Genomic DNA, 20,231 nt, shown 5'->3' on the forward strand with positions numbered 1-20,231 from the left:
ATGCGCAGGATGCAAAGACCGATCGTCGAATTGTCTGATGTCTCAATCAGCTTTGCCGGGGTGAAGGCCCTGGAGGGCGTGGATTTCTCATGCCATGCCGGAACTACCCACGGGATTCTTGGCGAGAACGGCGCGGGGAAGTCAACGCTGATCAAAATCATCTCCGGCGTGCTCAAACCCGATTACGGAACCATCGCCCTGAACGGCAAGACAGTCAGCGTCTCCGGCCCCGCCGAAGCTGCGGATGCCGGTATCGTCTGTATGTTCCAGGAGCTTTCGCTGATCCCCGACCTCAGCGTCGCCGACAACATTTCCCTCCAGCGCCCGCCGCGGCGCCTGGGGCTGATCGACAAGCGCGCACAGATCGTCCGCGCGGAGAAGCTTCTGTCTCGCGTGCGCTGCGAGGATGTCGATCCGCGCGCCATGGTCCGCGACCTCTCGCTTTCGCGCCGGCAGATGATCGAGGTCGCCAAAGCGCTTGGTCGCGACCCCAAGGTGCTGATCCTTGACGAGGCGACCTCGGCTCTCACGCAAAGAGACGTCGAAACGATTTATGGATTGCTCGACGAGCTGCGTGATGACGGAGTCTGCAGCCTCTTCATTAGCCACCGAATGCACGAGATCGATGCCCTTTGCGACCGGCTCTCGGTTTTTCGCAACGGCCATCATGTCGAAACTTTTGCCAAGGGTGAACGCTCGGACGCCGAGATTGTACGCCTGATGATCGGGCGCGACGTCACCGCGAAATTCCCACCGAAGCCTGCCCCCAGAGAGCGCGCGCCGGTGGTTCAGCTCGACGATCTCCGCTGGCAGGACCGGCTCAAGGGCATCTCGCTCACCCTTGGCAGGGGAGAGATCCTCGGCATCGGCGGGCTCGACGGTCAGGGCCAGAAGGAACTGCTGCTGGCCCTCTTCGGCGTCCTGAAAGGGGTGGGCGGCACCGTGACGGTCGGGGAGAATAGCGGCCTTCCCCCCTCCCCCCATGCGGCCAAGACCGGCCGGAACCGGATCGCGCTCATCCCCGAGGACCGCAAGACCGAAGGCCTGATGCTTTCGCTCTCCATCGCCGACAACATCATCGCCGCCGCACTGGACAAGGTTTCCTCCGGGGCCGTCATCGACCGCGCGCGCCTCGATGCGGCGGTGCAAGATGGGATGGACCGGCTGAGGATCAAGGCGGGCTCAACCGAAGACGCGGTTAAAACGCTGTCGGGCGGGAACCAGCAGAAGGTCGTGCTGGCCAAGTGGCTGATGATCGCCCCTGACGTGATCCTGATGAACGACCCGACGCGCGGCATCGACGTGGGCACCAAGCAGGAGATTTTCCGCATGATGAGGGCGCTGGCGGACGAGGGTAAATCGATTCTCTTTTATTCGTCCGACTACGCCGAGCTGATCGGCTGCTCCGACCGTGTGATCGTGCTCTACGACGGCCAAGTGGTGAGCGAATTGACCGGGGATGCGATCACCGAAGAGGCCATCGTCGCGGCCTCGCTCAACATGCAGGGAGAGATGGCATGACTCGCTGGATCGGACAGAACCGGGGTTTCGCGGCCGCGCTGGCGCTCTTCCTGGCGCTCTACCTCTCCTATCACCTAATCCATCCCCGTGGTTTCTCGACCGCCGTTCTGGTCCAGAACTCGAACGAACTGGTGGCGATCGGCTTTGTCGCCATGGCCCAGACGGTGCCGGTGCTGCTTGGCGGGCTCGACCTGTCGGTCGGCGCGATCATGACACTGGCCGCCTGCGTGGCCTCTTGGCTGCTGGACGGGAGCCCGGTGCAGATCGCACTGGGCATGATCGCGACACTCGCGGTCGGTGCGGGTTTCGGCCTGATAAACGGTCTGATCGTGGTCTATGGCCGCCTTCAGCCGATCATCGCGACGCTCGCCACGGGGGCCATCGCCATCGGCCTCGCCCTGCTGATCCGCCCGAACCCCGGCGGCACTGTCGACGGCGACCTGAACTGGGCGCTGACCAATTCAATCTACGATTTCGCGGAAACCTACGGGATCGCAAACGGTGGCGAAGCCGCGTGGCTGCAACCGTTCATTAACATCCCTGTCCCGCTAATCCTCCTTTTCGGCACAGCCTGCCTTGTCTGGTTGCCCTTCAAGCGTACCGTCACGGGCCGCACCATCTATGCTGTCGGGTCCGCAGAGGGCGCGGCCTTCGCCTCGGGCTTGCCGATCGACCGGGCCCGGATCGCGGCCTTCACTCTCGCGGGCTTTTTCGCCGCTTGCGGCGGGCTCTACCTCGCAATCCAGACCTCGACCGGCAATGCCGACGTGGTGCAGGCGGGCGCCTATACGCTCAATTCCATTGCCGCGGTCGTCCTTGGCGGCACCGCACTGCTCGGCGGAACCGGCGGCGTGATCGCCTCGATCCTCGGAGCGATGATTCTGCGGGCAGTGTCCTTCTATTTCCGCATCCTCGACATCGACCCGCTTCTGCAACCGCTGATCGAAGGTATCGTGCTGCTGGCGGCTGTAAGCGCGGTGGCCTTCCGAACCTTCCGCGTGAAGAACCAGCTGGAGCTCTTCCGATGACAGCACTAACCCAGATCCGCCCCGCGGACCGCCCGATCCTGATCGCTTTCAGCTTCACGATACTGATCCTGCTGATCGGCACGGCCTACACCATGTCGACGACCGGCACGGTGCCGCTGTTGCAACCCTCTTACCTGATGCAGCAGTTGCAGATTGGCTCTTTCCTCGGGCTCTGCGCTGCGGGGATGATGCTTGTCATCCTGACAGGCCACATCGACCTCTCCGTCCCTTGGACGCTTACCTCCGCTGCAATGATCGCGACCTCGGTTGGCGGCCCCTGGGCGATCCCGGCCGGGCTCTCGGTGGGGCTTTGTGTCGGGCTGGTCAACGGGTTCGGCGTCTCGGTGCTGCGGGTGCCGGCGATGATCTTCACGCTCGGCCTCGACACGGTCCTCCGCGGACTGATGGTCGCCCGGACCGGCGGCTTCGCACCGCAGGACCAGGCCACTCCGGCGATGCTTTACCTCGCCAAGTCAAAGCTCATGGGCGTGCCGGTTGCGCTGTTCGTATGGATCGCGGTCTCCCTGCTTGTGACCTTCATCCTGACGCGTACGACCTTCGGACGTGCCCTCTATGCCATTGGTACCAATGAACGAGCGGCCTGGCTCTCGGGCATCCGTACGCGGGCCGTCGTAACCGGGGCCTTCGTCGGTTCGGGCCTCTGTGCGGCGTTGGCCGGCGTCCTTCTGGCGGGATATTCAGCCAAGGCGTACCAAGGGATGGGCAACAGCTTCCTCCTGCCCGCCATCGCAGCCGTGGTGCTGGGTGGAACGCATATTCTGGGCGGGCGTGGACGCTATGCAGGTACTTTCCTGGGCGTCGTGCTGATCGTCCTGCTAAATTCCGTGCTGTCGATCATGCAGATGCCCGAGGCATTGCGGCAGATCATTTACGGTACGGTCATCATCGGCATGCTGCTTATTTATGGGCGCGGAATGAGGGTTTCGGAATGACACAGAACAAGACACTGGCGCTGAGCGCGCACGAGATCCTGCCGAAGGAAGACGGGGCGCTGCTCGTTGGCCGAGTCTGGTCGAAGACAGCGAGCGGACCCTGCGTCGTGTTGGTGCGCGAAGGGGAGGTGCTGGACCTCACCCGTGCCGCCCCTACGATGGCGGACCTTCTGGAAATCGATGACCTCGTCGGGGTACTGGAAACCAACGGTCCCTCTCTCGGTCCGCTCGACGGTTTCCTGGATCAAGGCGACGGCAAGGGTAACGCCGGAGACCTGCTGGCCCCCTGCGACCTGCAGGCCGTCAAGGCGGCAGGCGTGACCTTCGCAGGCTCGATGATCGAACGCGTGATTGAGGAGCGCGCCAAGGGTGACCCGGCCCAGGCCCAGGCGATCCGCACGGAGCTGGCCGAAATTCTCGGTGGCAACCTTCGCGGTCTGGTCCCGGGCTCGGACAAGGCGGCCGAGGTGAAGGTCCATCTGCAGAAGGCCGGGCTATGGTCGCAATATCTCGAGGTGGGGATCGGCCCGGATGCCGAGATCTTCACCAAGGCACAGCCGATGTCGGCAGTGGGCTGCGGCGCCGAGATCGGTGTGCATCCCGGTTCGCACTGGAACAACCCGGAACCCGAGGTGGTGCTCGCGATCAACTCGCGCGGTGAAATCCGCGGTGCCACCTTGGGCAATGATGTGAATTTGCGCGATTTCGAAGGCCGCTCCGCTCTGCTGCTTGGCAAGGCCAAGGACAACAACGCCGCCGCCGCCATCGGCCCATTCATCCGGCTTTTCGACGGGCGTTTTACACTGGAAGACCTGAGTACCCTACGGGTCGGCCTGGAGATCACGGGGGACGACGGTTTTACACTTTCCGACCATTCCGACATGGCCCAGATCTCACGCCAACCTGCCGATCTCGCGGCGCAGCTTCTGAACGCGACGCACCAGTACCCGGACGGCGCGATGCTCTATCTCGGTACAATGTTCGCACCCACCAAAGATCGAGACGGGACAGGGATGGGCTTCACCCACAAGATGGGCGACGTGGTTTCTGTCTCGTCGCCCCAGCTCGGCCGCCTTGTCAATCGGGTCCGCCCCTGCGATGCCGTCGCAGCCTGGACCTTCGGCACGCGCGCCCTGATGGGCAACCTAACGGCACGGGGGATCTTGCAATGAGCAAACGCCGTCTGCGGAGCCAGGACTGGTTCGACAATCCTGACCATGCCGATTTGACAGCGCTCTATCTCGAGCGCTTCATGAATTACGGGATGACCCCCGAAGAGCTGGCCGAGGGCCGGCCGATCATCGGCATCGCACAATCGGGTAGCGACCTCTCGCCCTGCAACCGCCACCATATCGACCTGGCCAAGCGGGTGCGCGACGGCATCCGCGATGCCGGCGGCATTCCCATCGAATTCCCCACCCACCCGATCTTCGAGAACTGCCGCCGCCCTACGGCGGCGCTCGACCGCAACCTCGCCTATCTCGGGCTGGTCGAGCTGCTGCATGGCTATCCGATTGATGGGGTTGTACTGACCACCGGCTGCGACAAGACGACCCCCGCCGCGATCATGGCCGCGGCGACCGTCGATATCCCGGCCATCGTCCTGTCCGGCGGCGCGATGCTCGATTCCGTACATGAAGGGCGGCTGGCAGGCTCCGGCACCGTGATCTGGCAATCCCGCCGCCGCTATGCGGCGGGAGAAATCGACCGGTCGGAATTTCTGGAGGCCGCGCTCGACTCCGCGCCCTCAATCGGACATTGCAACACGATGGGCACGGCCTCTACAATGAATGCCCTCGCCGAGGCCATGGGCCTCTCGCTCACCGGCTGCGCGTCCATCCCGGCGGCCTACCGCGAACGCGGGCAGATGGCCTATCGTACCGGGAAGCGTGCGGTCGAGCTGGTGGAAGAGGACTTGCGCCCCTCGCAGATCCTCACCCGGGACGCGATGCTGAACGCCGTGCGGGTGAACGCGGCCATCGGGGGCTCGACCAACGCGCAGCCCCACCTCGCCGCAATCGCCGATGCCGCAGGCGTAGAGTTGAGCCAGGATGACTGGCAGACCTACGGCTACGATATCCCCCTGCTGGCCGACGTGCAGCCCGCCGGGCGCTTCCTGTCGGAACGCTTTCACCGCGCTGGCGGCGTGCCCGCGATCATGTGGGAATTGTCGGAGGCCGGGGTGCTTCAGACCGACTGCATGACCGTCACGGGCCGAAGCATCAGCGAGAACCTGAAGGACCGCGAGGCGAAGGACCGCGAAGTCATCCGCCCCTATGCCACGCCGTTGATGGAACGCGCGGGCTTTCGTGTCCTCACAGGCAACCTTTTCGATTTCGCGATCATGAAGACCTCTGTGATTTCCGAGGACTTCCGGCGCCGTTTCCTTTCGGACCCGGGCAACGAGAACTGCTTCGAAGGCCGCGCGGTAGTATTCGACGGGTCCGAGGACTACCACGTCCGGATCAACGACCCGGCGCTGAACATCGACGAACGCTCGATCCTTGTGATCCGAGGCGCCGGTCCGCTCGGCTGGCCCGGATCTGCGGAGGTGGTGAACATGCAGCCGCCCGACCGGCTGATCCGGGCGGGCATCAGGAGCCTGCCGACAATCGGCGACGGGCGGCAATCGGGCACCGCCGACAGCCCCTCAATCGTGCACGCCTCTCCGGAAAGCGCGGAAGGTGGCGGTCTCGCCTGGCTGCGAAGCGGGGACATGATCCGGATCGACCTGAATACCGGTCGATGCGACATGCTGGTCGACGAGGACGAGATCGCGCAGCGGCGGCGGAAGACGCCGCCAGCCATACCCGCCGCACAGACACCATGGCAGAAGATCTACCGGCGAGAGGCGACGCAGCTGAGTGAAGGAGCCACGTTGCGGTCGGCCAAAGGATTTCACCGCATAGGCATGAAGCCGCCGCGACACAATCATTGAGACGTGGCTCTGTGTCCTGAGCGGAAACTCTCACGCTAGGCAGCTCTCGAAGAGATTTTCCGGTTGGGTTACTTACCGGCAGAAGCGGTGCATCGCCGAGGCGACCGAGACGTGGGTCGCCTCGGCAAGGTTTAGATGGATGATATTGCTGCAAGTGTAATTTCCGATTCGGTCGTGCAACCGGTTACCCACAACTCTGAAATTCTGAAGCTCACGGCGCCTGCGCCGCATGGCGCGGCGCTTGCTGCCTATAAACGTCGCTGCGGGCGGATTTAATTGCACCGAGCACTTGCACCGCTCACAATATACGCCATATACCATCCATACAGATGGAGAATGGATGATGGGCAACGTCCGGCAGCTGCGTGACAAGACAGCGGAAAGCGAAAAGATCACTATAAACCTTGGATATGTGGATCTGGGGCGCATCGATCTTCTTGTGCAGGAAGGCTTCTACTCAAACAGAAGCGACCTTATCCGAACTGCCATCCGCAACCAGCTTGCGAGCCACGACGACCCCGTCACCAAAACCATCGAACGGCACAGTATGGAGCTGGGCCTGCGTGACTATACCCGGGCCGATCTGGAAGCGGTGCGGGACGCAGGCGAGATCCTGCATATCAAGGTTGTCGGGCTCGTCCGTATCGCGTCCGACGTTTCTGCTGAACTTGCCTTAGAGACCATCGGGTCGATCAACGTGCTCGGCGCGCTTCAGGCAAGCAATGACATCAAAAAAGCGCTTTCCGAGCGCATCACATAACCGAACTCATTTGAGGACCAAAGAAATGAACGACTTTACCGCCGGTGCCATGCGCCGGGCGACGGAATCCCTGCGCGTCAAGGGGATGTCCTCGGCCAACGATCTGGTGCAGCGTACGCTTGCCCAACACGGGCTGTCGGGCGTCCCTGCCCAGAAGACCGGAGGGTCAGTCTCTTCCCTGCCCGGCTTGGATAGCCTTATGTCCCAGTTCGGTCGGGGCAATGCGGAGGTAGATATTCCTCAGGGTGCTGAATTCCGGGAGGATGTGTTTTCCGGCAGCACCGGTTCGCGGCAGTACCGGACCTATGTGCCCTCCACTTTGGGAGAGAACCCGCCCGAAGGGATCATCTTGATGTTGCATGGATGCACGCAGACCGCCGAGGATTTTGCGATTGGCACCGGCATGAACGATCTTGCCGAGGCACATCGACTGATCGTGATCTACCCCCAGCAGTCCCGGGGCAGCAATGCGCAATCCTGCTGGAACTGGTTCAGCAAGGGCGATCAGAAACGCGACCGGGGAGAACCTGCGATCCTTGCGGGGATCACACGCGAGGCGGTCGTGAAATTCCGAGTTGATGAGAAGCGCGTTTTTGTCGCCGGATTGTCAGCCGGTGCGGCGATGGCAGTTATTCTGGGCATAACCTATCCGGATGTGTTTGCTGCCGTCGGCGCACATTCCGGCCTGCCCTACGGCGTTGCGAGCGACGTGTCATCCGCCTTTTCCGCAATGGCCGGGAATGCTGCCAACGCGCAGCCTCTACCTTCGCATGGCCCGGGGGTGCGCATGATCGTATTCCACGGCGGCGCGGATTCCACCGTACATCCCGGCAACGGCGATAAAATCATGCGCAACGCGATGGACGAAGGCCCGCGCGAAACGCTGGAGACTGAAGAACAGGGCACCATCGGCGGCAAGAGTTTCACGCGCAGAGTGATTTCGACTCTCGACGGATCGCCCACGTTCGAGCAATGGCGTGTCGATGGATTGGGACATGCGTGGTCAGGCGGGTATTCAGGCGGATCCTATACGGATCCCAAGGCGCCGAATGCCAGCGCCGAGATGGTTCGGTTCTTCCTTGCGGTCGATGGCTCGCAGGTCTGATAGGTGTCTCTTACGCGAGATCAGGGTCAGCTCTGACTTCCCTCGCTTCGGCAAGTCCGCAATAGCCCCCTGCCGCCGGTATCCGGCGGCAGGGATTTGATATCAGGGATCAGCTTTTGACGCTGCCCAGGTTCTGCTTTTCAGCCTCGGATTTTGCAGCATCGGTCACGCGGCTACCGGCTTCCTTGGCTTTTTCCGTAATCGCCTCGGCCGCAGAAGGGGCAGCGGCGTCGGATTTAACCTCGCGCGCGACCTTGAGCGCCTCGTTGGTCGCTGCATCGGCAACCTTGGCAACCTTTTGGCTTTCCTCGTGATATATGCGCTCTGCCTCTTCGAAGATATCATCCCGGGCCTTGCCGAAATAGTGGTCTTCGCTCTGGCTGCGCGGGAGGGCCGCTGCCACCGCCGCCCCTGCTGCAACCGCAAGCGCACCCGCGATCAGCGGATATTCGTCAAAAAGGTCTGCCGTTCTTTCGCGGCTGCGCTGGGTGTAATCCCCCATCCCGTGCCAGGCGTCGAGAGCCCTTTCACGCGCGGCGATGACCCGCTCTCGTGCTTCCTCGCTTAGGGCTTCCGTGCCTTGAGCAAGCCGGGTACGCATGTCGGATATGCCATCGGCTGTGGCACCGGCTGCCCGGTTCGCGCCGTCTGCCACGGATCGCGCTGCACCCGAGACGGCCGAAGCCGCCGCCGACGCGCCTGACGCGGCACCCGAAGCTGCACGCTGTCCACCTTCGCTTACAGCCGAAGCCGCACCGGACATCATGCCCTCTTTGTCATCCGAGGATCCGGCAGACGCGCGCGAGGACGCATCGCCAGAATAGTGCGTGGTTCCTTTTGCAAAGCCGGAGCTACCGTAGTCGCCCGGTTCTGTCGCCGCCCGGGCCCATGACGGCATATCGCCGGTGCCATAGGTACTTTCGGCCATACGGCGGTTATCGCCATAATCGCGCGGCTCACGCCGCGACATGAAGCGCTGTTCGCGCGCCTCTTTTCGCTGGCGTTCGAGATTTCGATCCTGCGGGATCGCATCATCACGCCGGTCATAGGACCCACCGCTCGCGATCGGGGATTTATCACCGAAGACCATCCAGGCGATGCCTATGCCGGTCAGCGCAAGCGCAACGGGATTGCGCTTGACCGCATCCGCGACGGAACGGCTGATCTCTCCGCCGTTTTCACGGAACTGGTCGCTGAACTGCCGGGCGATGGATTCGACCGAAAAACGGCCCTGAAGATCGTTGAGCGTATCGGCGAGGCCGCTGCGCTCACGCTCGATCTCGCGTTCGATTTCTGCGGGGCTTCTGGTATCACTTGTCATTGTAAACCTCCTTTACGGTCTGCGCATCGCGCTTGACGTTTTTTGCAGTCCTTGTGGGTGCCAGGCTGCTCATCTTGAGCTCATTGGTGCCCTTGTTCATGAAGAGGTAGGCCGCGATCCCGAAGGCGAGGCCCACAATCACGGCGGACCAGACACCGGGAATTCCAGCCTCGGTGAGCGCGCCGACCAGCGCTGCGCTGAGCACGTTCAAAGCAGTGATGGCGAGAACGACAGCCGCCGCAAGCATGCCAATGGCGACAGCAGCAGAGTTCATGTTTTCGCTGACTTCCGCGCGGGCCAGATCGACTTCACTGCGAACGAGCGAGCTCACGTGGGACAAAGCATCCCCAAGCAGGGTGCCTGCAGATTTTTGTGGATCGACGCTCATACTTTTTCTCCTTCGGTTGCGGACGGGTAGACCGGCCGGGGGTCGGTATTCTGCGCGGTCGTCATGCCGGCTTCAGGCCGAGGAGGTAGCCGGTTTCCCCGGGTCTGGCCGGTTTGATAGGCCGTGCCGGCAGGCTGCGAGCCATGCTCGCTTGCCTTGGCAAAGCGCGTGGCGACAAACCCAAGCAGGGCCGCGCCGCCAAGAAAGACGAGCGGATTGCGACGTGCGAAACCATTGAGGTCGCCGACCATTTCTCCCAGATCCTTATTGCGGATCGCTTCGGAGGCATCGGCGAGGCCATCAGCAATCTGGCTGAAGGTCCGCTCTTGCGGGGAACCGCTGCGCAGATCGTCTGCGGCAGCACGCAGGGCAGATGCCACATCCTTGACCTCGTCCGCCGCGCCTTCCTTGGCTTGGTTTGCGTAAGTCCCGGCCTCGGCGGTGATCTTTTCCTTGGCCTCCTGCGCCGTGGATTTCAGCGACTGCGCCGTATCGGATGCGACTTTCTCGGCGGTCTGCTTGGTATCCATGGCGCCGGGTTCATTTGTTTTGTCGATGGACATAATTGTTACTCCAAATAGAAAGGTTTATGGTTGGTTCGGGAGACACCGTCATAGCGGTGCGGTTGGTCCCTGTTTTGCGCGAGGCTGAGAACGTCGTGAGACTTACCAGACGAGAGGTCTCACGTCTGGCGCTCTCAATCGGCCATCGCGTCGACATTGCGGGACCGTTCCGCCAGTTCCGACATGTAGGAATCGGATTCGTAGATGTCGTCGAGCGCCTGATCGAGTTTGCTCGCGGCTTCGTTCTCGCCCAGCGCTTCGGCAAAGGCCTTGGTGGTGCCGAAACCCGCGATCCCGTAGTGGCACATGCGCTGGTATTGCGCGATGATCGCCACATCCAATGCTGCGCCCGAAAGGTCGCTGTCGATGGCATGTTTGTGCGCCTCTTTCACGAGGCCTTCCATGCCCTTGCAATGGTCTTTCTTCATCTCGCCGCCTATGTCGCTCAGCAGGCTTTTCAAAGTTTGGGTATGCTCGTCGATCCCGGACTTGGAGGCGCTGAGACGGTCGGACAGGGTGCTGTCCGAAGCTGCGTCGGCAAGCTTGGCGACAGTGTCGGCCATCTGGTTGTTCGCGGACCAGAGATCCTGCAGTTCTTCAATATAGAGATCTTTCAGAGTGGTCATGTCAGTACTCCTTGGTTACGTCATTGAGAGACGGATCTGGTGAAATCGGTGATTTGGGCGGCCAAATCGGCAGGGCGCCCGGCGAGGGCGGTGTCACCGGTGACGCCGCCTCTTTTCTGTTCGGCGCTGGCACAGGGCCGGTTGCCGGGCGCAACATTTCCTGCGTCAGCGTCTCGATATGGGCGGGCAATTCGTCTACGCGCAGCGGTGTCCACCCGGTCCCGTCGAAAGGCCAGGCAGGCAGCGCCGTTTGATTCACCGCAAGCCATTCGGCGGGGGGCAGACCTTCGTCTATGGTATAGGGTCGGCCCGAGGTTCTGTGCTGAAGCGCGTTGGCCATCCCGCCGGGCGCGCGTCCGTCCAGCCTGCAGGATACACGCACAATCACGTCGCTTGCGTGGCGCACTTTCAATCCGGCCGTCTTGGCGCGCCGAACGATATCTCGGTCTTCGCCGGTGCGCATTTCAGCAAACCCGCCGATGCGGCAATAGGCCGATTTCCGAAACGCGAGGCTTGCGCCCGAGGCTTCGCCGTGATGGGGCATTGGGTTGCAGTGATCGGGGGCGTGGCGGTCGACATACCTGAGAACCAGATCTCGGTAGGTGCCTTCCAATGTCCCGTATTCAGCGTTCATCCCTGAAAGAGCGGCCGGATTATCACCGAGAGGTATCGGGAAGCCGCAGACGACATCTGCAGTTTGAAGATGCCGGATGCTTTGTTCCAGCCAGTCTCCGGCGACGATGCTGTCGGCATCGCTCGTCAGGATGTATCGCAACGCGGGCATATGGGAGAGCGCATGGTCGGCACCGATCTTGCGGGCCGAGCCGACGCCGCCGTCGCCCGCCAGTCGGCAGTCAATCACCTTTACCGCAAAACGGGTATCGCCTGCGATCCGCGCGGTATCATCGGTCGAGTTATTGACGACAACGACGAGGCGGACACGGCCAGCCAATTGCGGGCCGAGGGCCGCGATACAATCGCCAATGCGATCCGCCTCGTTCCGCGCGGGGATAATGATCGCCGTGTCGTGCAGCGCAAACGAGGTCATGGCGCGATCTCCGACATGCCAACATCGATCCGGTAATCCGTTGTTTGACACCGATTGGTGAAGCGGAACGCCCCTCGACTGGCCTCGATAAAAATATCGAGCGCCTGCTGTCCGCTGAGCCTGTGGGCTGTATCGCCGAGATACGTGACGCATATGATCTCGGCTCGGGGCCAGTTGTCTGCGATCTGCGCCGCGAGGTCGACGATATCCGGTGCATCGAGGAAGTAGAGAAATTCCGAGAGAATGATGAGGTCAAATGGCCCATGCGGCAGGGCACATGGGTAATAGCCCTTGATGAAGTGAGCGTCCGGATTTTTCTCACGCGCCGCTTGCAAAGCTTTTTCGACGGCATCCATGCCGAGGTAGGCTGTGCAGAGTGGCGCGATGTACCGCGCAAGTTCCCCGTTGCCGCAGCCAATTTCCAGCGCCGCAGCATAGGACGACTGGCGGAGCGCATCGCGTGTCGCCTGAAATTTCTCCTGCTCATAAGCGCTTGTGGCAAAAGCCCAAGGATCGTCGCTAGTGGCGTAGATTTCATTAAGTCGGTTCAGGGAGACGGATGTCATTCTTGCCTCCAGTAAATTTCATCCTCGAGGATGAATTTCTCGACAAACTGGGGGTCCAGCTGAAAGCCGAGCGGATCATCATCCACGCATTGGCCCATCTGACTTGCATGGGAAAACACAGCCGCCCGCTTGGACGCACCGTGAAGACCGGGAGAAAAACGGATGGCGCTGCGCATCTCCACAACTTCATCGAAATGCGGATCGTCCCAGCGCGACCATACTGGATATCTGAATTGCAGGACGTCCGGGCACAGGGTGTCCACGTGCGCGGCGATAGCAGCGGTTGCCTTGTGGTCGGCATGGTGATCCTCGACTGCGGTGGCAAAGAGCGCCCCTGCCCCGGTCTGACGGATGATGGCGCAGATCCGGGCGGCGACGGTCAAATGATCGCAATCGCCGAGCGCCGCATCGGGCAGGCCGAGCCAGGTGAGGTCGGACGGCGATCCACCGAGCGCGACAAGCGCCTCTTCCATTTCGGCACGCCGTCGGTTTGCCAGACGTTCGCGCGTCCAGATCCGCGAGCCCGGGTGAGAGGCGGCGCCGTCTGTCATGCAGATCACATGCGCACCGGCGCCCCTGAAGGCATGGGCCAGCAGTGCCCCGCAGCCGAGGCTTTCATCGTCGGGATGAGGTGCCAGAACAACAATTTGGCCGGTGATATCTGCGATCAACTTACTCACAACATCATCTCCCACATGTCGGCTGAGGAGCGGAGGGAGACATCTGCAAATTGCATCAGCATGGCGTCGCGCGCGGCCTGCCGGAGGTAAACCGACAGGTCCCGCGCCTTGCGGTGGCTTTCCGAGTGCGGTTGGAAATGTCCCAGACCGACGCTTTGCTGGACCCCGGCGATGACTGAAAGGGCGATCTCCTCGGTCTTGATCCTTGCGGCAATTGCTTGCGCGACCTGCTGGGCATGGGACTGGAACGGGCCGGACGCGGCCTTGAGAACAAGGGACGTGCCCGAAAGGGTGCTCATCGCGAGCGCACCCAGTCTGATCTTTTGCGCCTCGGCCCCAAGCCTGTCCAAAGCGCGCAGCTCATCGGCGGCAGTGGCAAGCAACCCGATGGCGCCGCCGATCTGCAATGCTGCGATACGCCAGACACCACCCACGAAATGCGGCTCAACCGTGTAGTCGCCCGCGTTGCCGATCCAGCTGATATCCTCGGTGAGAATTCCGGAGAAATCATAGGTTCCGGAAATCGTCGCCCTCATACCCGGCATTTGCCAAGAGGATGGATCCGCGCGAGAAGCATCGCTTACGGCGATAAAGGCCATACGGGACTCTGACCCGGTGCGAACGGGCACCAACGCATGCGAGACTACGCCCAGGCCCGAGGCGAACTTCTTTCTGCCTGACAGGGTATCCGTTGCGTCATCCACGGCCACAGGATCGGTATCGTCGGCCCCCCAGACGCCGCAAAAACCCCCGGCGGCAACCAGTTGGCAGGCGCGGCGATAGGTTTGGGGCGTGCCGTAGGTGTCGATCAATTGAAGGGCGTTTACGTGCCCCTCCAACAGTCGACCCAACGAAAGGTTCGCCCCGCCGATACGCATGAGCAGCCGCGCAAGTTCTTGCGGGGTCAGACGTTCCACTCCGTTCAGCAAACCGTTCTGATGCAGGAGTGCGACGGAAGCGGCGATGCCGCCGCCGGTTTCGTCCTCTAGGCGGGCATTTTCTTCGATTTGGCTTAGCACCCTGTCCAAAGATTGGAATGCATCGTGCCTCCACGGCGTCGACATTGCAGTCATCGCATCGCCCCTTCCCGCATCGGCACGTCTTGCACCGAAAGCGACGACCAGAGGTAGTTTGTCCAGCACCGCGCAACCGAGTGCATTCGGAAAGCCTCCCTCCCCTCGATTTTGGGGAAGTTCGCCTGCCAGTTCTGGATCCGCGCGATGAGACCTTTGACATCGGTTCCGTCAATGCACTGCCCGGCACCGGCGACCTCGTCATTTGCGCCTAGACCGCGCTGCACCAGAACCGGCGTGCCGACGGCGTTGGCCTCGGCAATGACAAGACCGAAGGTTTCGGCAAAGCTTGTCTGCGGGTAGAACAGGCAGAGGGCGCGACGCATGTGACGCAGCAAGGTATTATGCGGCAGTTTGCCGAGGAAATGCACGTTGTCGGGCACCGCACCGCAGGGCCATTTCAGATAGCCGGGGTCCGCGACCATCAGCGTCAGCTCCGGCAGCTCGCGCCGCACTGCATCGAATATCTGCATGACCTCTGCCAGACCTTTGTGGGGCGAACTGGCAAACAAAAGACGGTTAGGGTCGCGCGGCGTGTTGTCCGGCGTCAGATCGTTCGAGATTGGATTATGGATATGAAGGATACGCGGTGTTGGGCCGCCCGCGAGAAATGCTCGCAAACTTGCGGCGTGACTTGCCGAGACGCAGATGACGTCTATGCCCGCCTTATGCAGGGCCGCGCCCATGCGCCGGTTGTGACGTCCGGGAACAACATGCAGCCAAAGCGCGATTGGCACATCGGGCATGGCCGCGCGCAACTTTACTGCCGCTTTCCACGAATTTATGACGATCACCATGTCAGGTTGCCCGGCTTTGCCCAGCCGGTTCATCGGAAGCATGCTGCCGGCCGTCGCGCGTTCGCATGAATGGCGTTCGGCCTGAAAATGGGTGATATCGAAACTCCCGTTCAGCGCGAGACTCGTCCGCAAGATTGTCGCCTCGGTCCCGCCGAGACCGCCTGCCATGAGATCGGAGGGCGCATAGGAACGCGGACTGGACGGATCCACGATCGCAATCTGGGGTCGGCTGTACGGGGACTGTTTCATTGTGCGGCGGTCTCATGTAGGGGCGCACCCTTGCAGGCGGCGTAGATACGAGAGAGTGTCTGGCGGGTTGCCGTGGTCTGGGGCAGATCGCGCAGCGCGAGGGACTGGGGATTGCTGACAAATGCAATTTCCAGATTCGCGAAATCGATAATCTCGGGGGCGATACGCCCCGAACGTCGCCATTCATCGACCCGCGCCCAGACCATCTGGCGATCAGCCTTGCGACGCGTGCTGACATAGCCCGATGCTTGCGATTGGGTCAGACTGTCGGTGGTCTCGATCTTCACCAGCAAAAGCTCGGGGATTACCCTAATAATTTCACCGTTCAGGATCAGACGGTTACGGAACTCGCGATCCTCCTCGATGCAATCGGCAAAGCCCCCGTTTCGTTGCAGTAATTCCTGCCTGAACAACCCCGAATTGATATGTGTCCATTCGCCGGGCACCTGCGACCCCATCTGCAGGTTCGGAAAGACATCGTCACAGAGCGAGAGGTCTTTGCGGATCGCCACGCGGCGCCCGTCGGGCAGGATCAGCTCGTGATGTACCAAGGCCGCAGCAACGCTAAGATCTTCCCCGGCCTGACGGCCTGCCATCTGCCAGTTCAGGCATTCGTCAGCCTTCATGTTCGGTTCGATGAGGGCGCGCACCTGCATCAAAATTTTGTCCCGGTGCGGAAGGTCATCTGAATCGTGGAAGGTTACGGCTTCTCCGTCCGTCAGCAGCAGCCCGGCGTTCTTGGCCCGGGCCGTCCCGCCGTTGCGTCCAAGACGGATGTAGCTAAAGCGGAGCTGGTCAAAATAACCTTCGCAAGCGGCGAAAGTGTCATCGGTGCTGCCATCGTCGATAACCGTAACGCGGGTATTCCACCAAGATTGCCCTAGCGCGGCATCGATGGCATGGCAGATTAAGTGCGCACGGTTAAACGTCGGGATAATGATATCGACACGGGGGGCGAATGGCGCGGATGTCATGCTGTCGCTCCGTTCACTTCGCAGGTCACAACAGACCGGTAATCACGCAACTGGCGACGGGTCAGCAAGGCGGCGGGTAACGGCAGGATCAGGGCAAGAACCGCGCAGAATACCAAGGGTCCCGCCGACCAGGCTGCGGAGAGCGCGAATGTCGCCGCGAGAGCCAAAAACAGTTGGGCAACTGGTTCATCACACAAAGGCGCAAGCAACTCGGTCGATTTGTTAGTGACATTAAAAGGCGTGCGTTTCGCAAGAACGGCATCCATCGTGGCCACGGCCGATACCGGCGCCAGCGCAAGACGGCAGGAGATCGCGCTGAGAATGACCTGGCGCGAGCGGTTGGCCACGGCACCCCGCCGCATGATGCGAGAACAGATTTCCAGAAGGCTGAGTAGGATGATGGCCGCCGACAGCATCAGGAGGGGTTGAGATACCAGATGCGTAAGCAATCCGATCAACAGGACGGTAGCTGGCAGGAAGGAAAGGTTTGCCCATGCGGTCAGTTGCGAGCAGATCGCGATACGCTGATGGCCGCGCAACGGTCCGCCGGGCAGGCAAAGATCCCGGGCATGGAGCATCAGCGTCGCGATATTGCCGCTCGCCCAGCGGTAGCGTTGATGTTCCAGGTCATTCAGCGACAAGGGCAGCAGGCCCTGCCCCACCACCGTGGCAATGAAACGCCCGATGTATCCGTTGCGGCACAGGCGCAGGCCAAGCTCGGCATCCTCGGTTGTGGTCGATCCCGACCAGCCGCCAGACGCAATCAGCGCTTGCCTTGAGAGAACCGAGAGCGTTCCGGTCAACAGCATAGCTTCCGCGCAGTCTGCGGTGGTGATATTCGTGCGGAAGTATTCCTCGAGCTCTGCGTCGACGCCGACGGCATTCTCGGTCGACATCCGGTAAGCCTGAGGAAACTGTATATAGTCCGCGCCCGAGGACGCGAGAGCCTCCCTCGCAAGGGACAGAAATTCGGGGAAGACACAGTAGTCGGCATCGACCGTGACGATATGCGTGGCATCAACCCTGCTGTGTTCAAGCGCGATGTTAAGGGCACCGGCCTTTGCGCCTGACACATTCTCGCGATGAAGAAAGGTGAACCCGTCGCCAAGCTTGGCGCAAAAGTTTTCGATCGGCTTCCAGAGCGCAGGATTCGAGGTGTTGTTGTCTATTACGATTACTTCGAACCGCTCACGCGGCCAATTCTGCGCGGCGAGCGCTCTCAGGGTCTGGATAACCATGTCCGGCGGCTCGTTGTATGTGGCGACATGGACTGAAAAAAAAGGATCCGCGCATTGGCCGAAGGTCGCGGCCGGGCGCTGACTCTGCCGCCACGCCGATATACGTATCGCTATGAGCGCAACCTGAGCGAGCAACAGAAAAGAACAGGCCGCGATCCCGACGAGAGGAAACCATACGAAAATTGTCGTCAGGGCAACACTTGCAATCAGGCAGCGGAACATTGTTCACCCCCAAGGTGTCAAACCATCGCGGAAATTCCGCGGTGTACCGAAAATATTGGAAACTTAAGGATCTGCTTCTTGATCCACGAATACAGAACAAAGTTGGGAGCTTTATAGTTCCCACAAATTTTGGTATTTATTTTAGTGACTTAAAAGAAAATCGAGCAAGTATAATTCAACTTTGAGAGCGCGGCATTAAACTGGTTATATCGACAGCGCGATTAAAGTTAATCTGGCGGAAACCAGCTTACGTCCATGTCGCAATAACGATCCTGAAAATCGGTCTGATCGATCAGATCGTCCTCTCGTAGCAGCCTGATTTCGTTCCCGTTTCTCTGGATGAGTGACTGGTCTTCCATCTTGAGAAGCGTTTTAGAGATATAGACGTTGGTCAACCCGAGGTAGTCAGCGATCTGGCTTTGGGTCAGCGGGAGACGGAATGTGTCCGTCATATCCTTGTTCGTGATCCGTAAACGCGCGGCGATGTCGAGCAACATGTACCCTACCCGTTCGACTGCGCTCATCCGGCCCATCGCCCGAAGCAGATCGATAAAAATCACATGATCGCGCAACGCCAGCGTCAGCAGCAAAGCGGACAGCTTTGGCGACGTTCGGAGGATGACGTCTAGAGCGGACTTGGGAAACGGGCAAAGCACAACATTCTCTGCCGTGCGCAGCGTCGTTGTAAGATGCTTGAGAGCGACGTCTGGAAATCCGATAACATCGCCGGGTTGATGCAGCTTGATGATCTGGCGTCTACCGTCAGGAAGATCCGTGTAACTGAACAGCCAACCGGTCTTGACCACGAACAGTTCCTTGTTCCGGTCGCCGCCTCGATAGACATCCGTACCGTTCTCGTACGACCGCTCGGATTTTTCTATTTCGGCGAGCAGTTCCTTGTCGTGTTCATGAATGTCTACGTAATGGCTGAGCTTTTTTACCAGGCAACTTGCTTCTTTGACCATGACTTCCCTCTTGCCCCGCAACACACTTGAACAGTGCGCTCATACGCAGGCATGAGACTATTGTAGCCGTCGCTGCCCCAAAACCAAGTCGGGCTGCCAAAGGGCGTTGTGCCGAGCGCTGAAATCAGAAGATCAAGAGCGTGAGAGAAAGCGCTGTAGCGGAAATGAATATCCACGCCGCCGCACCAAGCATCAAGGGACGCATCCCCTTGGCGCGGAGCTTGCGTATGTCAGTCTCGAGCCCCATCGCGGCCAGTGCCACGGTCAGCAAGAAGCCGGTCAGCGTGATCAACCAGTCATGAAGTGTGCCTGGCAGGGTGACGACGGAATTCAGCAGGACCATCGCGAGGAATCCGAACACGAACCACGGTGTCGGCGCTCGTCCGGTGCTGCCCTCGCCGTCCCGTGAGATGAATAGACCGATGGCAAGGATCAGCGGTGCGAGCAGGATAACGCGGCTCAGCTTGGCGACGGTGCCGGTCTGACCGGCGATTTCCCCGCCCTGAAAGGCGGCGGCGACGGCCTGCGCGACTTCGTGGATCGCAGCACCGGACCAGAGCCCGTAGCTTTCGCTGGAGAGGTGCAGCCCATTGCCGACAACCGGGAACAGCAGCATCGAGAGCGAGCCGAACACGGTGACGCAGGCAATGGCATAGGCGACGTCTTCGTCAGAGCCGCGGGTAACGGTATTAGTGGCGATCACGGCGGACGCGCCACAGACCGAAGTACCGGCGGCGATCAGTTCGGTCAGTTTGCGTTCGACGCCAAGAACGCGCCCCATCGCCTTGGTGAATAGAAACGTCCCGAGTAGTGTAGTCGCCACGATGGCGAAACCGCGCAGGCCGACCTCGCCCAACTGGGCCAGCGTAAGCTGAAGTCCCAGCAGGATGATTGCGCCGCGCAACAGTTTTTTCAGCGAAAAGGTGATGCCCGGTGCAACCGCAGGAATGGCGCCGAGCGTATTCCGCCACAGCATGCCCAGCACCATCGCCACGACGAGCGGGCTGAGACCCGGAATGTTCGAAAACCTCTGAACACCCGTTGCAATCGCCGCGATCACCACGGCAAGCGCCAGTCCCGGCGCGATGGCACCCGCAGCTTTCACAATCGCTTCTACGCGGTTCGGTTCATCGCCGGTCAGCCGGTCGAGGGTCTGGGTATTCATCTGCGTCTCCGTCTATTCGGAGCGGAATATCCACTTGACGCATCAATCAAT

General features: G+C 60.9%; 20 protein-coding genes. 7 read left to right on the top strand and 13 right to left on the bottom strand.

Features of this window, described 5'->3' with window-relative positions; all coding sequences use genetic code 11:
• The first annotated feature begins 9 nt into the window (after positions 1–9).
• From MF268_RS01940 to MF268_RS01970, 7 genes are all read left to right on the top strand, one after another.
• Positions 10–1,521 (top strand): sugar ABC transporter ATP-binding protein, encoded by a 1,512-nt coding sequence (locus MF268_RS01940; protein ID WP_238369219.1) that lies wholly within the window; start codon positions 10–12, stop codon positions 1,519–1,521.
• Complete coding sequence (locus tag MF268_RS01945; RefSeq protein ID WP_238369220.1) at positions 1,518–2,549, top strand: ABC transporter permease; 1,032 nt, start codon at positions 1,518–1,520, stop codon at positions 2,547–2,549. The genes MF268_RS01940 and MF268_RS01945 overlap by 4 nt, the downstream gene beginning before the upstream one ends.
• Entirely contained in the window at positions 2,546–3,502 is a 957-nt protein-coding gene (locus MF268_RS01950; RefSeq protein WP_238369221.1) for an ABC transporter permease, read from the top strand. Before MF268_RS01945 ends, MF268_RS01950 begins: the two co-directional genes overlap by 4 nt.
• Positions 3,499–4,674, top strand: coding sequence for a fumarylacetoacetate hydrolase family protein (locus tag MF268_RS01955; protein ID WP_238369222.1), 1,176 nt, complete (start codon positions 3,499–3,501; stop codon positions 4,672–4,674). The genes MF268_RS01950 and MF268_RS01955 overlap by 4 nt, the downstream gene beginning before the upstream one ends.
• A complete protein-coding gene (locus MF268_RS01960; RefSeq protein WP_238369223.1) occupies positions 4,671–6,440 on the top strand; it encodes an IlvD/Edd family dehydratase in 1,770 nt (589 codons plus the stop codon). The genes MF268_RS01955 and MF268_RS01960 overlap by 4 nt, the downstream gene beginning before the upstream one ends.
• Before the next feature lie 343 nt (positions 6,441–6,783).
• Complete coding sequence (locus MF268_RS01965; RefSeq protein ID WP_238369538.1) at positions 6,784–7,200, top strand: CopG family transcriptional regulator; 417 nt, start codon at positions 6,784–6,786, stop codon at positions 7,198–7,200.
• 25 nt (positions 7,201–7,225) lie between these two features.
• Positions 7,226–8,305 (top strand): extracellular catalytic domain type 1 short-chain-length polyhydroxyalkanoate depolymerase, encoded by a 1,080-nt coding sequence (locus MF268_RS01970; RefSeq protein ID WP_238369224.1) that lies wholly within the window; start codon positions 7,226–7,228, stop codon positions 8,303–8,305.
• Between the two features lie 109 nt (positions 8,306–8,414).
• Here the strand turns inward: MF268_RS01970 and MF268_RS01975 are convergent, their stop codons facing one another.
• From MF268_RS01975 to MF268_RS02035, 13 genes are all read right to left on the bottom strand, one after another.
• The gene (locus MF268_RS01975) at positions 8,415–9,626 is read right to left on the bottom strand and encodes a DUF3618 domain-containing protein (protein WP_238369225.1); all 1,212 of its coding nucleotides are present in this window, start codon (positions 9,624–9,626) and stop codon (positions 8,415–8,417) included.
• Positions 9,616–10,014 (bottom strand): phage holin family protein, encoded by a 399-nt coding sequence (locus MF268_RS01980; protein WP_238369226.1) that lies wholly within the window; start codon positions 10,012–10,014, stop codon positions 9,616–9,618. Before MF268_RS01980 ends, MF268_RS01975 begins: the two co-directional genes overlap by 11 nt.
• Positions 10,011–10,577, bottom strand: a complete 567-nt coding sequence (locus tag MF268_RS01985; protein WP_238369227.1) for a hypothetical protein — start codon at positions 10,575–10,577, stop codon at positions 10,011–10,013. Before MF268_RS01985 ends, MF268_RS01980 begins: the two co-directional genes overlap by 4 nt.
• A gap of 134 nt (positions 10,578–10,711) precedes the next feature.
• A complete protein-coding gene (locus MF268_RS01990) occupies positions 10,712–11,203 on the bottom strand; it encodes a YciE/YciF ferroxidase family protein (RefSeq protein ID WP_238369228.1) in 492 nt (163 codons plus the stop codon).
• A 1-nt stretch (position 11,204) separates the two neighbouring features.
• Positions 11,205–12,251 carry a glycosyltransferase family 2 protein gene (locus MF268_RS01995; RefSeq protein ID WP_238369229.1) on the bottom strand — a complete coding sequence of 349 codons (1,047 nt, stop codon included), beginning with the start codon at positions 12,249–12,251 and terminating at the stop codon, positions 11,205–11,207.
• Positions 12,248–12,817, bottom strand: a complete 570-nt coding sequence (locus MF268_RS02000) for an SAM-dependent methyltransferase (RefSeq protein ID WP_238369230.1) — start codon at positions 12,815–12,817, stop codon at positions 12,248–12,250. The genes MF268_RS01995 and MF268_RS02000 overlap by 4 nt, the downstream gene beginning before the upstream one ends.
• Complete coding sequence (locus tag MF268_RS02005; RefSeq protein ID WP_238369231.1) at positions 12,814–13,497, bottom strand: PIG-L deacetylase family protein; 684 nt, start codon at positions 13,495–13,497, stop codon at positions 12,814–12,816. Before MF268_RS02005 ends, MF268_RS02000 begins: the two co-directional genes overlap by 4 nt.
• Positions 13,494–14,570: an acyl-CoA dehydrogenase family protein gene (locus MF268_RS02010; RefSeq protein WP_238369232.1), complete on the bottom strand. Its 1,077-nt coding sequence runs from the start codon at positions 14,568–14,570 to the stop codon at positions 13,494–13,496. The genes MF268_RS02005 and MF268_RS02010 overlap by 4 nt, the downstream gene beginning before the upstream one ends.
• Complete coding sequence (locus MF268_RS02015; protein ID WP_238369233.1) at positions 14,567–15,616, bottom strand: glycosyltransferase family 4 protein; 1,050 nt, start codon at positions 15,614–15,616, stop codon at positions 14,567–14,569. Before MF268_RS02015 ends, MF268_RS02010 begins: the two co-directional genes overlap by 4 nt.
• Positions 15,613–16,590, bottom strand: coding sequence for a glycosyltransferase family 2 protein (locus MF268_RS02020; RefSeq protein WP_238369234.1), 978 nt, complete (start codon positions 16,588–16,590; stop codon positions 15,613–15,615). Before MF268_RS02020 ends, MF268_RS02015 begins: the two co-directional genes overlap by 4 nt.
• Positions 16,587–18,050, bottom strand: a complete 1,464-nt coding sequence (locus tag MF268_RS02025) for a glycosyltransferase family 2 protein (protein ID WP_273544853.1) — start codon at positions 18,048–18,050, stop codon at positions 16,587–16,589. The genes MF268_RS02020 and MF268_RS02025 overlap by 4 nt, the downstream gene beginning before the upstream one ends.
• A gap of 227 nt (positions 18,051–18,277) precedes the next feature.
• Positions 18,278–19,015 carry a Crp/Fnr family transcriptional regulator gene (locus tag MF268_RS02030; protein WP_238369236.1) on the bottom strand — a complete coding sequence of 246 codons (738 nt, stop codon included), beginning with the start codon at positions 19,013–19,015 and terminating at the stop codon, positions 18,278–18,280.
• A gap of 124 nt (positions 19,016–19,139) precedes the next feature.
• On the bottom strand, positions 19,140–20,180 hold the full coding sequence (locus tag MF268_RS02035) for a YeiH family protein (RefSeq protein ID WP_238369237.1): 1,041 nt from the start codon (positions 20,178–20,180) through the stop codon (positions 19,140–19,142).
• Between the last annotated feature and the right edge of the window lie 51 nt (positions 20,181–20,231).

Source organism: Heliomarina baculiformis (assembly GCF_019966545.1).
Lineage (GTDB): Bacteria > Pseudomonadota > Alphaproteobacteria > Rhodobacterales > Rhodobacteraceae > Heliomarina > Heliomarina baculiformis.

What these genes read in the sequence shown, in the direction of transcription:
- MF268_RS01995 (WP_238369229.1), bottom strand. Translation starts at nt 12,251, where the DNA reads ATGACCTCGTTTGCGCTGCACGACACGGCGATCATTATCCCCGCGCGG.
- MF268_RS01945 (WP_238369220.1), top strand. Translation starts at nt 1,518, where the DNA reads ATGACTCGCTGGATCGGACAGAACCGGGGTTTCGCGGCCGCGCTGGCG.
- MF268_RS01980 (WP_238369226.1), bottom strand. Translation starts at nt 10,014, where the DNA reads ATGAGCGTCGATCCACAAAAATCTGCAGGCACCCTGCTTGGGGATGCT.
- MF268_RS01950 (WP_238369221.1), top strand. Translation starts at nt 2,546, where the DNA reads ATGACAGCACTAACCCAGATCCGCCCCGCGGACCGCCCGATCCTGATC.
- MF268_RS01965 (WP_238369538.1), top strand. Translation starts at nt 6,784, where the DNA reads ATGGGCAACGTCCGGCAGCTGCGTGACAAGACAGCGGAAAGCGAAAAG.
- MF268_RS02015 (WP_238369233.1), bottom strand. Translation starts at nt 15,616, where the DNA reads ATGAAACAGTCCCCGTACAGCCGACCCCAGATTGCGATCGTGGATCCG.
- MF268_RS01960 (WP_238369223.1), top strand. Translation starts at nt 4,671, where the DNA reads ATGAGCAAACGCCGTCTGCGGAGCCAGGACTGGTTCGACAATCCTGAC.
- MF268_RS01975 (WP_238369225.1), bottom strand. Translation starts at nt 9,626, where the DNA reads ATGACAAGTGATACCAGAAGCCCCGCAGAAATCGAACGCGAGATCGAG.
- MF268_RS02025 (WP_273544853.1), bottom strand. Translation starts at nt 18,050, where the DNA reads ATGTTCCGCTGCCTGATTGCAAGTGTTGCCCTGACGACAATTTTCGTA.
- MF268_RS01970 (WP_238369224.1), top strand. Translation starts at nt 7,226, where the DNA reads ATGAACGACTTTACCGCCGGTGCCATGCGCCGGGCGACGGAATCCCTG.
- MF268_RS02030 (WP_238369236.1), bottom strand. Translation starts at nt 19,015, where the DNA reads ATGGTCAAAGAAGCAAGTTGCCTGGTAAAAAAGCTCAGCCATTACGTA.
- MF268_RS02035 (WP_238369237.1), bottom strand. Translation starts at nt 20,180, where the DNA reads ATGAATACCCAGACCCTCGACCGGCTGACCGGCGATGAACCGAACCGC.
- MF268_RS02010 (WP_238369232.1), bottom strand. Translation starts at nt 14,570, where the DNA reads ATGACTGCAATGTCGACGCCGTGGAGGCACGATGCATTCCAATCTTTG.
- MF268_RS01955 (WP_238369222.1), top strand. Translation starts at nt 3,499, where the DNA reads ATGACACAGAACAAGACACTGGCGCTGAGCGCGCACGAGATCCTGCCG.
- MF268_RS02000 (WP_238369230.1), bottom strand. Translation starts at nt 12,817, where the DNA reads ATGACATCCGTCTCCCTGAACCGACTTAATGAAATCTACGCCACTAGC.
- MF268_RS01990 (WP_238369228.1), bottom strand. Translation starts at nt 11,203, where the DNA reads ATGACCACTCTGAAAGATCTCTATATTGAAGAACTGCAGGATCTCTGG.
- MF268_RS02020 (WP_238369234.1), bottom strand. Translation starts at nt 16,590, where the DNA reads ATGACATCCGCGCCATTCGCCCCCCGTGTCGATATCATTATCCCGACG.
- MF268_RS01985 (WP_238369227.1), bottom strand. Translation starts at nt 10,577, where the DNA reads ATGTCCATCGACAAAACAAATGAACCCGGCGCCATGGATACCAAGCAG.
- MF268_RS01940 (WP_238369219.1), top strand. Translation starts at nt 10, where the DNA reads ATGCAAAGACCGATCGTCGAATTGTCTGATGTCTCAATCAGCTTTGCC.